The following is a 17,772-nucleotide window of genomic DNA, read 5'->3' as shown; positions in this document are numbered from 1 at the left end:
GAAATAAAAACACTTACCTGTGGTATAAATTATTTTTTAATTATGTATTTTTAAAATTTCACCAATCGTTTCCTTCAAATTATTTCGTTCTACAATTAAATCTATAAAGCCATGCTCAAACAGAAACTCAGATGTTTGAAAATTTGTTGGAAGTTTTTCTTTTATTGTTTGCTCAATAACCCTTTTCCCCGCAAACCCAATTAACGCTCTAGGCTCTGCTAATATAATGTCTCCTAAAAAAGCAAAGCTAGCACTAACTCCTCCTGTTGTAGGATTTGTCAATACACTTATATATAATCCACCTTCTTTACTGAATTTAGACACTGCTGCCGCTGTTTTAGCCATCTGCATCAAAGAAAATATACCTTCCTGCATTCTGGCACCACCCGATGCAATAAACATTACAACTGGAATTTTATCATCCTGAGCATCTTCAAATAATCTCGTTACCTTTTCTCCAACTATTACTCCCATACTGCCCATCATATATCGGATATCCATAATGCCAATCATAACTTTATATCCGCAAATAAATCCTCTTCCGGTAATTATAGCTTCATCTAAATCCGTTTTGTTTACAATACTTTCGTGCTTTTCAAGATAGCCGGGAAAATCTATTGGATTATAAAAATTTGCATGCGCATTCGTTTCTTCAAATGTATCCTTGTCTAAAATCATAGAAAGTCTTTTTTTAAAATCAAGGACTTCATAATCTCCACATATATTACAAACATACTTATTTTCAATAAATTTTTTTCTTTCTATTATAGCGCCACACTCTTTGCACTTTACAAACAAGTTCAGAGACATTAACCAACCCCCTTAGTAACTAATAATTGTGTTTGTCCCAATTGATTTTTTATTCTTTAGGCAAAGGTTTTTAATGAATATCCTAAAATATCATCACAGATTGAAACTTCATCAGGGTATTTTTCAAACAAATTTTCGCTTTACTATTTGCAATGGTTTTTAGAAATCAAAAATAAACATAACGAATATTTTATTCTATACTTCCGTCTACCATTGAGATTTTATTTTCGCCGTATTTTGTAACTCTTTCATCATGTGTAACGATAATAATTGTTGATTCTGTTGATTTTTTTATCTTCAACAATGTTTCCATAAAAATAACTACGTTGTTCTTATCAAGACTAGCTGTTGGCTCATCACATAAAATAACCTTCGGATTATCAATAATAGCTCTTATAATTGCTACTCTTTGCTGCTCTCCTCCTGACAACGATTGAATTGACTTATTTTGAATCTGCCCTAAATTCATAAGTTGTAAATACTCTGAAATTTTACGATGGACATCTTCATCTATTTTTTTATCCTTAATATAAAATGGTACTAAAATATTATCTTCTACATTCATAAAAGAAAATAAATTTAGATTTTGAAAAACCATGCTAATATTATTCAGTCGAAACTCATCCTTTTTCTTTTTCGTCAATTTATTAATTTGAAAATTATCAATATAAATTTCACCATCTACATCATCCAACAAACCTGCAATTGCATACAAAAGAGTTGTTTTTCCTGAACCTGATGGTCCTGAAATAACAGTAATTGAATTATTTAAAAATGAATAATTAACATCTTTAAGTATATTACGTGTTTTTTCTCCTTCTTTAATCTTGTAATTTATATTTTCAATTCTTACAATTTTATTGCTTTCCATAAAATTTCCTTTCTACATTTTGTATCCTGTTATGTCACTTTTAATTTAGATATTCATATTACTATTTTTTCTGCTTAAATACTAACATCTCTTAATATATCAATATAGTATGAGGTGTATAATACTTTCTTAATAGTTATAACCTGTGTAACAATTGAAACAGCTAAAAACGCAAAAAATACAACTAATAATGAAACAGGCTTATATTTCATGCCATAAACAAAATAATCCGCTGGTAGCATTAAATAACAGCCAATCCGTTCAAATATTATTGCTAAGGGAATTGCAAGAATATTTGCAACAATAATTGGTATAATTGCCTGATAAATATATATTTTAGTAATATTTTTTTCAGACATACCTGCTCCACGTAACCTAGAAATATTAATGATATTAGCTCCAGAAGTTATAGCAAAAAAATTAATAAGTGATATCATTGCACAAATTATAATAAATATTGATACAATTTCAACCAATTTCGTTCCACTAACTGCTTTATTATAACTTTCTTGCGCTATTTCTTCTTTGCTCTGTACAGTACCAAATCTTGTTTTAATCATATCCTCTAAATTATTTGGATTTTTTATATATGCAATATTATACATATTGTCTATATTAAGTTGACTTTTCAGATATGCACTGCTTACATAGCATATCATTTTTCCAAAATTGTTTGTATTATAGCCAGCAATAATATTAAAACTAACATCTTTGCCATCAATATTTAGTATAATACTATTTCCTATATCATTAGCAGATATATAATAGTCAGGCATAATAATTCCATTCCAGTTTTTATCATCAAACATGTTATTTTTTATAAAACTATTATCATCACATAATAATTTATTAATATTAATGGTTTCAAAATTTGATAAAAACTGAGTATTTATTCCATTTACATATACATTGGATCCACTTGACGTCTTTGTTTTAAATCGTAATCCATAAAGCACCTGATCATTTTTATCTGCTTCATCCATGCTAAGCAAATTATCATATTGTATACAATACGTATAATTTATGTTCTTATCAGCTACATTAAGCCCCGCATTTCGAACTGTTTTAAACATCATCTGCAGTCCTAGAAATATTGTAATACTATAAACAGCAATAAGACAGACGACTTTAACCTTTTTATAATAGCCAAAACTTATTTGCTCTGAAAATAAAAGATAAGTTTTTCTATACTTTTTTGCATATATAGTTAATACTTTATGAACATAAAACATAATGACATCAAACGCTAAAAGAATGGCAATAGAATATCCCATATCTGCCATGACTTCCATTTGTTTTGATTGTGCAGTAAACTTAATATATATAGTAATAATTATAGAGGCTAATCCTAATGTAAATCTTACTTTTTGTTTAATTCCCAAGGTTTGAAGTTCTTCACAATTAGTATTTCCTCTAATTACTTCAATAATATTATGCTTCATTAATTTTATGAATGTTATAAAAACGGATGCTGTAATTACTATAAGATGTAGTATAGCAGCAATAACAATTTTATCAGGAGTAATTATTTTCTCATTCAAATTTAACGTTTTGGCTAAAACATAAAATATGATCTCTGAAAGAATAATTCCAACTGGAAATGCAAGTAATTGCATATAGAATAATTCATAAATATAAATACCAAAAAGACTTTTCTTTCTTATCCCCATAAGCCTTAGATTATTATTAAATTGCTTTCTGCTAAAAAACAATGCTTGAAATTGCATTGAAATAATCCATTGAAAAAAAACTATCGTAAGGCCTGACACTAAAATTACCGAGCCAAGAATTGCCATAATTTGTTCATAATCATTTGTGCTTAGTGTTTCATTTGTTATATTACTTAAGCCAGTAGCAACCATATAAAACATAGAAACTATTATTACATTCAAAACATATGATGCATAGAGAAAATATTTCTCTCTATTTTTGCTTTTTCGAATTAAAATCATTAATTTATTCATATTGATCAACGATACATTATAAATTTCTAAAGTATCTGTGCCTCCTTATTTATTAGCTGTCTATCATTTTTCTAGTTACAAGTATCTCACCTCGAGCTACTATTTTTTCTTCAATAGCTGCTTCCACATGTAATTTCAATAAATTTACGAAGCTTTCTTTTAATTCTGATTTGAGTATCATTTGCTCTCCTGGATATACTTTATTTATAAATTTAAAATGTTCCACACTAACTAGATAGCCCACTTTAGAGCTTACACTACTAAGATCGCACTCAGATATTTTTTTCATATCATCTATATTTTCCAAACAATATAATACTGCTGTCAGCTGTGCTAACGATTCTATAATAAGTACACCCGGAACAACCATTTCATCAGGAAAATGTCCCTGAAAATATGGTTCATTTACTGTAACATTCTTAATACCAATAATTTTCTTTCCTTTTTCAATTTCTAAAATTCCATCTAATAATAAAAATGGATATTTGTGGGGAAGAATTTTCATAATTTGAGACGCATTGATAATACATTTCACGTTAACCCTCCATCTACAACAATTGTCTGACCGGATATGTAAGAAGCATCATTACTTGCCAGAAATATTACAACTTTTGCTATTTCTTCTGCCTTTCCAAATCGTTTCATGGGAATTTCTTTAAGCTTTTTTTTACAAAATTCTTCTGTTAATGCCTTTGTCATATCTGTTTCGATAAACCCTGGAGCAACTGCATTTACTCGAATATTCTTTCCTGCAACTTCTTTAGATAGCGCACTTGAAAATAATAGGATTCCAGCTTTAGCCGCTCCATAGTTCGCTTGCCCTGCTGTTCCATAAATACCGCTAACCGAGCTTATGTTTATAATAACTCCCTGCCTATTTTCTATCATAGTTGGAAGTACATTATGAGTCATATAATAAGTTCCATATAAGTTTGTTTTTATTACACTATCCCACCGTTCTTCGTTCATAAGCATAAGCAAACTATCCTCATTGATTCCTGCATTATTTACTAATATATCTATAGTATTAAATTTTTCCAAAATGCTTTGAATACATCCTTCCGTTTCATCTTTTCTGCTTACATCTACTTGATAAGCTTCAGTCTTTACCTCATGATTTATATCACGAAATTCTTCTAAAACATCTTGAACATCTTCAACTTTGGTCTGTTTATAAGTAATGATAATATTAGCTTTTTGTCTAACGAATTCTAACGCAATTGCTTTTCCAATTCCTTTTGCTCCACCTGTGATTAGTACGGTTTTTCCTTTAAAATCTGACATTGGTTTAATTTCTCCCTTTTTAGCTTCTAGAAATTAGAAACGATACATAATTTCCCAAGTTATCATATCCATTAACAATAATGTTATTTATTTTTCTCTCTTTAACAGGCAGTAACTGTTCAGGAATTAAATTATTCTTGATACATAAGGCAGCTACCATTATATTAACATGAATAGAACACCCCATTGTCTCACCAAATAGCTCTTTAATATTCTCGACTATTTCAGCCTTGGAAATAGCTTCTTTTACTGCTTCATTTTCCAGCGTTTCAAAATCTTGGTTTCCTCCTGCTGTAAAAACTAAATCTATGTCTTCTGCTGCATATTCACTTACTTTTACTATATTATGCAACACTCTCTTTTTTACATCATCTTCTTTATCACCTTTATAATCATACACAGAAATACCAAGATTTATTTCCATACATCCCTTTATAAAACAGTATGACTGTTGCTTATAAGCTGGATTATTCGAAAGTAAAAAAGTTACAGCACCTTCCGCTATCATCTTATTACCCAAATTGCTATATTTCTGATAGCTTTCAATGAGTTCATCACAATACGCTTCCACAGCGCCAGCAAAAATAAGATCTGCCTTTCCTTCTTCCAGTAAATCTATAGAAAACGGAATACTATTACATCCATAAAGCATAGTACTAACACCTTTATACTTTGATGGTATACATATGTAACCCAATAATGCGTTTGTAACCGTATTAGAGAAAGTGAAAGGACTACAACATTCCGGAATATAATCGGATACTTGATCGGCAAATTTGAGATTTGTTTCAGCCGGACCATGACCAGATGAAAAAATTGTGCCTACTTGATACTCCATTGTTTCATCCAATGTCACCCCCGCATCCTTGAATGATTCCTGTGTTACATATACTCCAATAAGAGAATCCCTATCTGCTCGCCTTTTTAAACTTCCTTTTAACTCACACTGAAATTCGTAAGGTATACCATACTTTATCCATTCGTCTTTTTTACTATTCAATTTCTCCCATATCTTCTCGACTGAATTTCCATAAGAACTTACACAACCAATTCCTAATAAATATGTATTTTTCATCTTATCCCTATCCTAACTACCTAACTTTTCCAATCAATACACTTGCTGAATTTCCTGCAAATGCAAATGAATTAGATATAGCATAGTTTACTTTTATATTTTTACTTTTATCTTTTTGTATTACTAAAGTTTCATAGTTATTATCACATTCATCTAGATTATATGTACCAAATACAACATCATGATATACTGCTAGTACTGTAGCTATAATTTCAACAGCTCCTGCTGCTCCAAGACAATGTCCTGTTAGTGACTTTGTAGAATTCATATATACTTTATGACTATTATCTGTACATAATCTATTAGCTGCTTCCATTTCCATACTATCGTTTTGGATTGTTCCAGTTCCGTGTGCATTAATGTAATCCAACATTGTCCAATCTATTCCAGCCTCATTCATAGACATCTGCATAGTATAATACGCCCCATCACCGGATGGGTCTGGACTTGTAACATGATATGCATCATTTCCCATTCCATATCCAAATACCTCAGCATATATTTTGGCATTACGTTTTTTTGCATTCTCATATTCTTCCAAAACTAAAGCAGCTCCACCTTCCCCAATTGTAATTCCATCTCTGTTCTTATCAAATGGTTTACACCCCTCTGGGCTAATATTCTTCAAGGAATTAAAGCCATACAATGAAAACTCCGACAGTGGATCCACCCCTAACACCAATGCCATATCAGCTTTATTATTTTTAATAGCTGAACATGCCTCACCAAATGCAGCCGTTGATGCTGAACATGCTGATGAATTAATATGATATGCACCTATTATTCCAGTTCTTTCTCTAATAAAATCAATAATATTTTGTGGGCTCTGAAATAAATATTCTAAATTCTTATTGCCCGCCTTTTTTTTATTAATGTATTCATATCGATACTCATCTAAACCAACTGATATTCCCATTGAGATAATGCATCTCTCATATAAAGCTTCTATTTTCTTTTTCTCTAAACTAGCATCTACCCATGTTTCTTGTAACACATGATTAAGAATAGTTAGAAGCCTTGTTTCCTCATTTATTTCATATGGCCTTGAGGTTGAGACAGAATCTATTTGCGAAACCTTATCTGATGCCAATTGATTCAAGTCATAAATAGTACACTTTTTTATTCCTGTCTTTTCGTTCAGAAGTGCATCATAAAACTCATCTACATTCTTACCTGCACCAGTCATGATTCCCATGCCTGTAACAACAACCCGCCTATCATTTTTTTGCATTTTATTCACCACTTACCTGTAATATATAATCAGACATAGTAGTAACACTTTTAAAAACCTCTTTCTTATCATCAGGAACTTTGATTCCAAAATCTTTCTTCATCCCCACAAATAATTCAAGCACGTCAACCGAATCTAATCCCAATCCAATTTCGGTCTCAAATAACGGCATGTCATATTCATAATTATTAACGTCAATATCATCTTCTAATCCTAATCTTTCAATTACCATTTTTAGTACTTTTTCTTTTAATTGCATACTCATCCTCCTTATAGTTCTTATAATTTTTCTATTGCTAGCATAACACAAACATCTTTTGTTTGTAGCCCAAGGCAATATACTTCTTTTATATCCATATATTTCATATTTTTATACCTGACATTTAGTGCACAAAAATATCTAAAATTATTTTCTATCTCATTGCAAACTCTGACATCTAAAATTGGTAATTCTCGAAATATTCCTATCTTTTCCAACTTTCCAATTGCTTCATGCATCGTCCACCTCAAACCTTCTGACAACATGTTTAAATTCGTATAAACATCACTTACAAAAAATTCATCAACAGCTCCATTAACTTTTTCAAAGTTTTTACATAACTCAATATCAATTCCAATCTTGTTATTTTCAGAAATAAAAGCTAATGCATACATACCAGCATATGAAAAAGAACAATTTGCATATATTCTTTGTTTGCTATCTATTATATAGGGTATATTATTAATATATCTTATATGTACATTTTCAGAATCCTTACTCAGAGACTTAATTACCTGCTCCTTAAATTTTTTTTTAATTCACCTTTTTTAATACTTGATTGCTCTTTTACAATTATAACTCTATTCCACTGATCCAATCTAAATATGCTTACCATTTTATAACTCCATATTTACTTATTTGACATTAGTAATAATATTCTAATCTTATTAGTATAAACGTACTGCCGCCTATTCTACATATTTGAAGATACTTAAGATTTGCTAAAATTAAGCATCTTCAAACAATATGTAAATACTTTGTTTACAATAATTAACCTAACCCTAAGTATTTATAATATAATTCTCTTTCTTCATTTTGAAGTTAGCTTTATCTGCTGTTAAAAAACTTATAAGCAACAAGCAACACAACCCATAGCTGCTGCTGTTACAACATCTTCTACTTCTTCAAAATCTTCAAATGTTTCAACGTATTCTTGTCTTTCCATTTTATACCCTCCCTTCTATTAATTGGTAGTATGGATTATCCACAACAACCAATTGTTCCAACAAACACTGCTGTTACAACATCTTCTACTTCTTCAAAGTCTTCAAATGTTTCAACATATACTTGATTTTCCATTCTGCATATCCTCCTTTTTTTTAACTTTGTCTATGAACTGATAAATATATTATATTTATCTATCAGCTATCGAAATCTCAAACGAGATTAGCGATCCCTATACAACAGAGAATTAAAGTTTTAGCAACGCTATCTTATATATCAAGCGCAAAATTAATATAATAATAATTATCAATGATACTATTTTTAAAATCATAGTATTAAACGAAAACAATGTACCTATATACCAAATTTGTATAATTATTCCTACAAAAGAAAGAACAAACGATATTAACAAAATAACACCAGAAATAACTTCTTTTTTCTTTATCAGTTTTCTGCTTTTACTTCTTATTATTTTTTTCAAATACTTGTACCCAAGTAATCTAATATTGGTCAAACCTGTTAAACTTGTTAATACAAAATAACCATCAGTCATTCCAAAAAATTCTATATTAGTTATTATCATACTTATATTAGCCATTATCCATATATCATTAATAGTACTATGAACTCCTAATAACTTAATTATAATTCCAATTGCTGTAAGAAACATATTCATGAATACTCCGCCAAGCTCAACCCATATTTTTTTACAAGTATTATGTAAATGCATCCCTTGATAGCTTACAACTATAATTGGACAAATCATATAAAAACCTATAGAAATCTTACGTATCTCAATGCCAACTGTTTGAGCAGCAATACAATGACCACATTCATGTAAACCTAACATTAATATTAATCCTAATATTATAGAAACAACAATTTCCCATATTTCCATATTCATATAATCAATTTTATTAGTTAACATATTCCTATTTATACTTATAATGCATATAGAAACAAGTAAAAGTAAAATTTCCATATATATAAATATTTTGTGGTTTAAAATCCCTTGTTTTTTTATATAAATATTAAACCATTCTTTTCCAATTCCCTTAAATTCATTAAATGATTTTTCAGGTTCTTTTCCATTATTACAAAACCCTTTTTGTTCAAATACATCAATTAATTGATTATCTATACCTGATAACTGTTTTAGTTCTTCTATTCCAGTTTCCTTTTCATTTTCAATTAAATTTATGACAGAATTAATATATTTTGAGTCGAATTGAATGAAGCTGTTTGCTTCTTTTATTCCAACATATATTTTCTTTCCCAATAGGGTATTAGCTATCTGATATTCCACATCTGGGCGTATTTTCATTTAATTTTTTCCCCTAACCCTTATACAATTCCATAACTTGATGATACTTTACCAAATTAGATACAACCGTCTTGCGCTTGGTTTTAAATTCTTCTCCCACTAAATAACAAATACACTTTCGAACTAAAATGTCCATCATAAAGCATCTTTCATTTAGTACTTCTTGCATATTATTATGCATAGAGTAGCTTAAGCCTCTACAGTAAAAAGGACAAATTTTTGCTCCAATACAAGTTTTACATTTTTCAATATCTTCTCTACTTGCATTCTTAACTTTTTGAAAATGTTCATTATTATCAATATGTGAACTACTAAAATCGTTATCAAAATTTACTCCATACCGTTTATCCAATGCAAATGAATGACAAGGAAAAATATAGCCTTGTGGTGTAATTGAAAAGGAACGCCCAGCTGAACAATCATTCTGATATTCTCTTCTCATAATCCTAACAAGAATGCCAATTACAGTTCTCGGGCAATTCATCATACTATTTTCATCATCACTTATTTTGGAAATTGTATAATCAAAAATATCTTCACAAAGAATTTCAAAATTCTTACGGATTTCAAAATTCTCTAAATCTATTTTAAACCTTTTATCTTCTGTTGATACAGGCACAATTTCCGTAAAATGAACTCCCATATTTCCGATTTCTTGCATCCACTTATGGTAGTCACCTTTCTGATAATTCTCAATTTGAACCCTAGATACTGTAAATTGGACCACTTTATTTATCGGAATATCACTTAGGTAGTTTAATGTATGTTTCACTTTATCATAGACGCTATTAATTCCTTTTCCAATTCTCTGTATGTCATTATGTATTTTAATTCCATCCAAACTAGTTCCAAAATTAATTCCATACTTAGCAATCATATTTTTAATTTCTTCATTCATAATCGTTCCATTTGAATTAATTCCAAGAAGCGGTCGTTCATCTTTATTATAATTATCGAATAAATAAGCACAAAATTTCTCGATTTCTTTATAATCAATCATTGGCTCTCCACCAAAAAAACTAATTGCATTAATATGTCCATATGTATTATAAAAGTAATCAAATGTTTTTTTAAATTCTTCAAAACCAATCTTTGTTTTCTCATCATCAATATCATAGGTACCATCATGAGCAAAACAGTATTTGCATTGTAAATTGCATCTTATTGACGCCAAAAAAACTAGAGTTGGATACCAGTTTTTATTTTTCTTTTCTTTTATTACAGGATAATCATTATAATTTTCAGCATATTTATTCTTATTATCATTTCCTAAAATAATGAAGACCTTCTCATTGTCAAACCAAATATCTTTATCAACTTCTATAAGCATATTTAAACTTCTCCTTTAGTATAATTTGGGTATCTGTTGTTTTATATTATTAAAAGTATATATTTCTATATCTTTAATTTCTTTAATTAGTATTTCAATTTTTTGAATATCTAATGATTTATTTTCCTGCATACTTGTCAAACATTGTCTTCCAATTGCTCTCCATTTGTTGCCAGATTTTTTTAATAAAACACTCCATTCTTTTCCTTCATTACCTATAAAATCATAAATTGCTTGTCCAAATTCTCTCCGATGAAAAAACATACTTCCACCACATAAAGACTGTATCATCAACATCTTTACTACTGTATTACAAGAATCGAATTTTTTTAATATCTCCAATATTTCATTATAAACATTTTCCCCAGATATAATTTTATATTTACTATGTTCCTCATTTCTATTATCTATACAATCTTTCATACTATTCTCAAGATTTTTGATAACATTACTTCTCTCAAAATCTCGTTCTTCTTCTATTTTGATAATATGAAATGGCTCTTCTTCAAATGCCATTTTTACTCTTGCTAATTTTTCCAACTTTTCTTTTGTTATCATTCTATATTTTACTTCGATTTCACTTGCTCTAGTAGATAACATTACCTTATCTTCATCAATCTCATTAATAATATAAATCGAATATATTAATCCAATTTGTGTGACATTTTCCTTTATATTATCAATTCTATCTAGAAAGCTAGTAGGAATCGAAATTATTAGCCTTACATTTTTTATCTCTTTCTTCATAAGAAATAATTCTTCTAAACTTAATCTTTTAAAACCTACATTAATTTTATTCAATAATTCAGAATATTGTAGAAAGCCTCTTCCATTCAAAGCATATACATTTTCCCCTGCATACTTTGCAATATAAACACGATTGGATAGACCATGTGATAGTATGATATCTAAATTTGTTCTATTTTTTAATAATTTTGATGTTATATATGAATCACAACTTTGCATTACACTCATGCCTCCAATAGTTTTGTATATTTATAATAAACAACTTTGTTTAAAAATACTAATGTATGGAAATTAATAAGGAAATAAAAAAAGCGGTTTTGCCAGAAAACATGTCTAGTCATGCAACTTAATCAAGATGTCCATCTATTTGCTTGTTTAAAAATACCAAATTCTCACAAAATAAAGAAACTGTAATAGGACACAATCATATTTAAAAGTATAGTATACTTTTATCATACTTTTATCACATTTTTACAATATTTTACATATCAAACGCATAATTAGCCAATATGACAGCACAAATAGTCAGTTTATTTTAATAGTTATGTCGGACCGGCGGTAAAATGCAAAGCCAGCTTCCCGTTTTGTAAACGAGTTTGTCTTTAAGCCGACTTCTTTTATTTTTCAGCATTGCAGTAGTGATTGCAGTAGTAAGCACAAAAAAAGAGCCTCAAAACCTTTTTCAAAGTCTTGAAACCCTTAGTACTGCGGATGACAGGAATCGAACCTTATCATGCGTCTAAAAACACTATAAAGAAAGGGCATTCAGAACTTCATCTATGAAATGTTCTCAAAAGTGTTCTCAAACAAAATTATCTATTTCATATTATTATTCAATTCATTCAGACATTTTTAATTTATTATCTATATGTTTTTTATCTTCTAAAAGAAAAGAAGTAATTAATATTTGAGCGTTTTTTCTCTCTAATATAGAAGTATAGTATTATACATTAATAAAATCATTTAATAGGCTTCTCATTCTTGTACTAGGAATATATATATTAATTTCCTTTTTATCCCTAATAGCAGAACGCCAAACCCATTGCATAAGTTCATTCGTAGCATATTGCTCTGCGTCAATCTCTATTTTATGGTACTTAAAGAATGAGATTAACTGCTGGTGTAGAAATAGGTTGTCAAGGTATGCTAATGTTGTCTTGTGCTTGTACTCATTTGTAGCTTTCATAGTCCATGACAAAAAGCCTTTTGCGTATCCATCTCCACTTAAGTATTTTTTAGCCTTTATATAGCAAGTCCACATATTCAATTTACTAGGTGTTTTTACTACATTTCTAAAATAATTATATGTATTATTTTTTAATTGGTTTAATAGCAATTTATCTCCAGTAATTTGTCTTGTGTACCATGTTGAGGATAGGGGATTTGATTTATTACCTCTTATCTTATCTCCTATTCGGTTCAAATCTCCTTCATATATATTTATTAATTGTTTCAAGTCTTTTCTGTCTTGCTTATCAGCTATTACACTGTAAGGCTCTGACATATCATTTTTAATTGTTAAGTGGTTATATGCTATTTTATGCAAATCAAAATAGGCTTTGAAATAACTTCCATTCCAACCATATGTTAGTATGTAGCACTCTTGAAATGCTTCAAAAAATGTTGTTGTAAAGTTCCACATTAACAATTTTTTCTTATTGGATTGATAATTTGGTACATCCATTAGAGAATTAATTTCACATAATTTTTTGATTTCTTGAAATATTCCGTCGTATTCTTCTTCGCTATCGTTCCATTCCAAAAAACCTTTATCATTAATGGTAATAAATTTCTCTTGCAAGATTTCCCAGTCTTTTAATGATATACTTTTATATTCATGGACTGCATCTAGGCACTCATCAATTACAAGCTTATAGTTAGAAGCATATAACAAATCTAAAGTTTCTGAATCTATTTTGGATATTAAAGCATGAGTGGTAACGATGTTTTTCTGCTCACTGATTAATCTCCTGAAGTCGATTGTTTTACTTCCTCTCATCTGTGGATCATAAATATAGATCCCTTTTATTGAGTTTCTGTATCTCTCAACTTCGGTCAGTAAAGGTACACAAATTAGGTATTTTACATTATTCCACCCATCTGCTTGTATCTCATCGTTAATTTTGTTAATAATATGAGTAGACTTTCCACCACCCATTATTTTGTCAATTATATTAATCAATAATCAATCTCCTTTGTGTCGATGGCGCACAACAAAAGAGAGGAAGGACAAGTCCTTACTTTAACTAAATTTATTAATTTTTTGGGGATTTTCATAAGATTATTAGACCTATCAAAAAAAAAGTTGCATTTTTATTTTTTTATGATATAATGGTATCAAGCAGTTATAACCTTATGTGTCCATCTGCCCTTTTGAAGGCTAATTAATAGGACAAAAACTAAATATTAATTATGTGAAGCTAGCAAGTTCTTGCTACTCACACCTTTTTTTTTATAATTTTTCGGTGGTGAGACACCAAAGGAATTATAAAAATCTTACTTGAAAAAACTTTAAAAAACGAACTAATAACTTAGGTTTTCATGGTATTTTACCTACCTTTCTTAAATAAGTATGGCTCTATGTGAATAGTACGCAAAATAGCGGTCGCTACTGCTATAGTTGCCACCTGTTCTATATAGTACTATACTTGTTTTTGATTGTCAAATCCTAATTTCGCCTAATTGGTTCATATTTAATCTTAATATACTTTTATCCTTAGTATTCCTCATGTGTTCTAACTACATCTCTTTTTTTCTCCGTTTTACTCGTTTTTTCTCATTATTTTAAAATTATTTTTTTATTTTCATGTCAAATATACTTAGCCTATTTTCTTTACCATATTAGCCCCATTTAGGCTTATTTTTTATTTAGGCTAAACTTATACCTAAATATCATTTTGAACCGAATATAAGGATATAGGTATTGAAAAAGCACATATATAGACACATTATAATAATATAAATAAAAGTATTATTTTATATTGCTATATACTTCTCCTATATCCTTCTTAAGATTAAAAGTATATACTATTTCATTCTAATCCTATCTTTTACTTGATTTATTCCTAACTGATCCAAAGGATTAAATTTCTCAAAATCTTTCGCTAGGTCATTTCCAAACATTTGTACATATTCTTTTACCACTGTCAAATCTGAATGTCCTAACATCTTTTGTAGCCTAAATATATCACCACCATTTAGAATCCATTGTTTCGCAAATGTATGTCTGTATAAGTGGGCAGATGTTTTTACAACTCCTCTTGCATGGTTATAATCAGATAGAGCATCCTGATATCCTCTTATAGATGCTTTATCCCCTGTTACAGTACAAAATACATAATCATCTAATTCACTGCCCCTATACTTCAAATACTCTTGTAGAATACTTGCTATAGTTCTTCCCATAGGAATAATCTGTGATTTTCTGTTCTTGGTCTTATTGACATAGATAAGATTGTTTTTAAAATCAAAGTCCTTAATCTGTAAATTTAATACAGATGATATTCTGTTCCCAGTAGCCAGAAGATAATTTGAATATACCCACATACGATACTCTATAAAATCACAAGTTTTTATATCTGGTTTCTTTAGCAGTAGTTTTAATTCATCTTCTGTATAGGTTTCCTTTAGTTTCTTGTCAGCTTTTGGAATAGATATTGTAAATCGTTCCAGATAACCACCTTCCATACAGAAATATAAAAATGCTCGAATAGAACGCAAATAGGAATTAATCGTAATATCGTTGCAATGATTATTTTCTCTTAGATACAGAATATAATCATCTATGGTATTTTTATTGACTGTACTAATTAATGTGTCATCACCAATAAACTTTTCAAATACATGATAATTAATAGTATAACCTTTGATTGTTTGGTTGGATAAATTTTTGATTGTACATTTTTTAATGTAAGTTGAAAACATATTTTCAACCGTTAAATTTGTACTCTGTGACATTAAGATTTTTTGCATAAGAATCACTTTTCCTTTCGATTTCAACGTGTACTAATAGTTATTAAAACCTAAATAATCTAGCACGTTATAGAAAGAAATTGAGTAATTTTAGAAATAAAAAAACCACTGACTTTATAGTAAAATCAATGGTCTTAATTACTGCGGATGACAGGAATCGAACCTGCACGGTCTCCCACTAGATCCTAAGTCTAGATAATAAAAAATGTTTAAAACGCTTAAACACTGAATATATGAGTAGTTTAAGCATTTTAATTTGTTCTATTTATTAAATTAAATATTATTTTTCTGTTCTTTATATTGATACGTTTTATTATCATGGCTACACTTTTTGGCTACATTTTTTTTATTAAAAGAGCAAACATTTTAATAACATCATAAACTCCTTTTTTGTACCCAGTAAGCAAAGCTATGTCAAGAAGTTCATCTTTATCACAATTTTCCGATTGTAATTTTTCGTATTCTTCGCTTTCAATAACTGCGTCAGAACATCTTGATACGACAAATTCACCAAGACGATTTTTAAATTCCTCATCCTCTGTAATACCATTTTTAATAAATTCTTCAATATGTTTCATATGTTTCCCTCCACTTTCTTTATGAATCAATTGCAGAACGCTTGTTCTGTAATTTCAAACATAAATACGTAATTGCATATTTATGTTTTTAGGCATTAGATATATGAATATATTTGTAGCACTTAATATTTAATCTTGTAGTTAAATAATTAACACTGTACTATATTACCACCTTCGACTATTTTCGACAAGTACAACTTTTTATTGATTTTCCCCTTAAACATTGATAAATAATAACTAATTTAATGTTTATTTTATAATTCTAGTCATATTAAGCAATATACGAAATTTTTAGTAGGATTAAGATTATTATTTGCATTTTTGTATATTGTTTCTTCTATATATGCTATTTATCTGATTATGTTTATTGACAGAAAATTATTTTTTATTGTTCGCAATTAAATGCGCTAATAAAATTACTATTTGTTTCTTCATATTATGTCAATACTATTTTTAGTAGCAGTAGTAATTTACACTGCTATAAGTTTTGTATTTGTCTGCCTATAAATGATTTGACTTGGTCATACCCCCACCCACAGTTTACTGACCCGCATACCATGTTTTCCATCGATTGTACTGCTTTAAGTTCATTATACAATTTGTAAATGTAGAATACGCATGTCCATGCATACGCTCATTTTCTGTAGATTGTTGAAATGCTTTTGTTAGTGATTGTCTTTTGATATACCTTTTTCATGCTCTATTAATTGTATCTTCAATTCTCCTTATATCTTCTATTACACGCTTATGCTCTTTTTGAAATGTTTCTGCTACATCAAGACTACTTACCGCTGTTACTTCTTCTTTATTGTTTTTAATAATTTCTACATCATTTTATCAATCCTTTCACCGATAATTTTTATATACAAAAAAGAGAGCCTGTTAAGACTCTCTCGTTTGCCATTATTATTATTTTTATAGTTTCTTATGAAATTGAAAAAGGCTGCTATATTTTATCATAACAACCTTTTGATTAATTATATTCTTTTAGTATAATCCAAGCAAATCCAACCTGCACCACTTTTAAGATATCCCCAGTTTGAAATAGTCTTAGTAATAGTGTAAACTCCCTTATCTCTAATACTTCCTACTTGGTCGTAGTCTGTCCCTGCTCCTTTTCTTATTCTTAAACTGTCTGCTGTTACTTTTACTTTGAATATGTCAGTATCGTTACTTTGATCTGCTGCAATAGTTGTTTCCTTTGTTATCAAAGTATTTGTACTGGATGTATTGGCAAAATCTGTATAGCAATGTGAAATATCTACATTCCCACTAATCCCTGCTATATTCCCTTTTGATGTATACTGCCACATATCTTTTCTATGTGTTGCCGTACAAGCATTTGCATACTGTGCCACCCATACATAATAGTCTAAAAGCTG

General features: G+C 29.2%; 16 protein-coding genes and 1 pseudogene. All 17 read right to left on the bottom strand.

Annotated features, from left to right (window positions below; translation table 11 throughout):
- Positions 1-36: 36 nt before the first annotated feature.
- A complete protein-coding gene (gene accD, locus C8E03_RS04510) occupies positions 37-810 on the bottom strand; it encodes an acetyl-CoA carboxylase, carboxyltransferase subunit beta (protein WP_110290423.1) in 774 nt (257 codons plus the stop codon).
- Positions 811-1,000: 190 nt separating this feature from the next.
- On the bottom strand, positions 1,001-1,681 hold the full coding sequence (locus C8E03_RS04505; RefSeq protein ID WP_110290422.1) for an ABC transporter ATP-binding protein: 681 nt from the start codon (positions 1,679-1,681) through the stop codon (positions 1,001-1,003).
- A 74-nt stretch (positions 1,682-1,755) separates the two neighbouring features.
- On the bottom strand, positions 1,756-3,645 hold the full coding sequence (locus C8E03_RS04500) for an FtsX-like permease family protein (protein WP_146212298.1): 1,890 nt from the start codon (positions 3,643-3,645) through the stop codon (positions 1,756-1,758).
- 52 nt (positions 3,646-3,697) lie between these two features.
- Positions 3,698-4,180, bottom strand: a complete 483-nt coding sequence (fabZ, locus tag C8E03_RS04495; protein ID WP_146212297.1) for a 3-hydroxyacyl-ACP dehydratase FabZ — start codon at positions 4,178-4,180, stop codon at positions 3,698-3,700.
- Entirely contained in the window at positions 4,177-4,929 is a 753-nt protein-coding gene (gene fabG, locus C8E03_RS04490; protein WP_110290420.1) for a 3-oxoacyl-[acyl-carrier-protein] reductase, read from the bottom strand. Before fabG ends, fabZ begins: the two co-directional genes overlap by 4 nt.
- A gap of 19 nt (positions 4,930-4,948) precedes the next feature.
- Positions 4,949-6,004 (bottom strand): beta-ketoacyl-[acyl-carrier-protein] synthase family protein, encoded by a 1,056-nt coding sequence (locus tag C8E03_RS04485; RefSeq protein ID WP_110290419.1) that lies wholly within the window; start codon positions 6,002-6,004, stop codon positions 4,949-4,951.
- A gap of 16 nt (positions 6,005-6,020) precedes the next feature.
- Positions 6,021-7,235, bottom strand: a complete 1,215-nt coding sequence (locus C8E03_RS04480) for a beta-ketoacyl-[acyl-carrier-protein] synthase family protein (protein ID WP_110290418.1) — start codon at positions 7,233-7,235, stop codon at positions 6,021-6,023.
- A 1-nt stretch (position 7,236) separates the two neighbouring features.
- Positions 7,237-7,494, bottom strand: a complete 258-nt coding sequence (locus C8E03_RS04475) for an acyl carrier protein (RefSeq protein WP_110290417.1) — start codon at positions 7,492-7,494, stop codon at positions 7,237-7,239.
- A gap of 20 nt (positions 7,495-7,514) precedes the next feature.
- Positions 7,515-7,889, bottom strand: coding sequence for a 4'-phosphopantetheinyl transferase family protein (locus tag C8E03_RS04470; protein WP_110290416.1), 375 nt, complete (start codon positions 7,887-7,889; stop codon positions 7,515-7,517).
- A 797-nt stretch (positions 7,890-8,686) separates the two neighbouring features.
- Positions 8,687-9,763 (bottom strand): zinc metalloprotease, encoded by a 1,077-nt coding sequence (locus C8E03_RS04465; protein ID WP_110290415.1) that lies wholly within the window; start codon positions 9,761-9,763, stop codon positions 8,687-8,689.
- A gap of 13 nt (positions 9,764-9,776) precedes the next feature.
- Positions 9,777-11,093: a radical SAM/SPASM domain-containing protein gene (locus C8E03_RS04460; protein ID WP_110290414.1), complete on the bottom strand. Its 1,317-nt coding sequence runs from the start codon at positions 11,091-11,093 to the stop codon at positions 9,777-9,779.
- A gap of 15 nt (positions 11,094-11,108) precedes the next feature.
- Complete coding sequence (locus tag C8E03_RS04455) at positions 11,109-12,059, bottom strand: hypothetical protein (protein WP_110290413.1); 951 nt, start codon at positions 12,057-12,059, stop codon at positions 11,109-11,111.
- A 724-nt stretch (positions 12,060-12,783) separates the two neighbouring features.
- Positions 12,784-14,022, bottom strand: coding sequence for a hypothetical protein (locus C8E03_RS04450; protein WP_110290412.1), 1,239 nt, complete (start codon positions 14,020-14,022; stop codon positions 12,784-12,786).
- 845 nt (positions 14,023-14,867) lie between these two features.
- Positions 14,868-15,812, bottom strand: coding sequence for a tyrosine-type recombinase/integrase (locus C8E03_RS04445; RefSeq protein WP_110290411.1), 945 nt, complete (start codon positions 15,810-15,812; stop codon positions 14,868-14,870).
- Positions 15,813-16,147: 335 nt separating this feature from the next.
- On the bottom strand, positions 16,148-16,390 hold the full coding sequence (locus C8E03_RS04440; protein ID WP_110290410.1) for a hypothetical protein: 243 nt from the start codon (positions 16,388-16,390) through the stop codon (positions 16,148-16,150).
- Between the two features lie 693 nt (positions 16,391-17,083).
- Positions 17,084-17,209 carry a Rha family transcriptional regulator gene (locus C8E03_RS22795; protein ID WP_334294024.1) on the bottom strand — a complete coding sequence of 42 codons (126 nt, stop codon included), beginning with the start codon at positions 17,207-17,209 and terminating at the stop codon, positions 17,084-17,086.
- A 158-nt stretch (positions 17,210-17,367) separates the two neighbouring features.
- Positions 17,368-17,772 (bottom strand): annotated as a pseudogene (locus C8E03_RS21850) (hypothetical protein); the annotation flags it as partial.

The organism is Lachnotalea glycerini, assembly GCF_003201285.1.
Lineage (GTDB): Bacteria > Bacillota > Clostridia > Lachnospirales > Lachnospiraceae > Lachnotalea > Lachnotalea glycerini.
The sequence above is the reverse complement of the archived record's forward strand: the minus strand, read 5'-3'. Positions and strand labels throughout refer to the sequence as shown.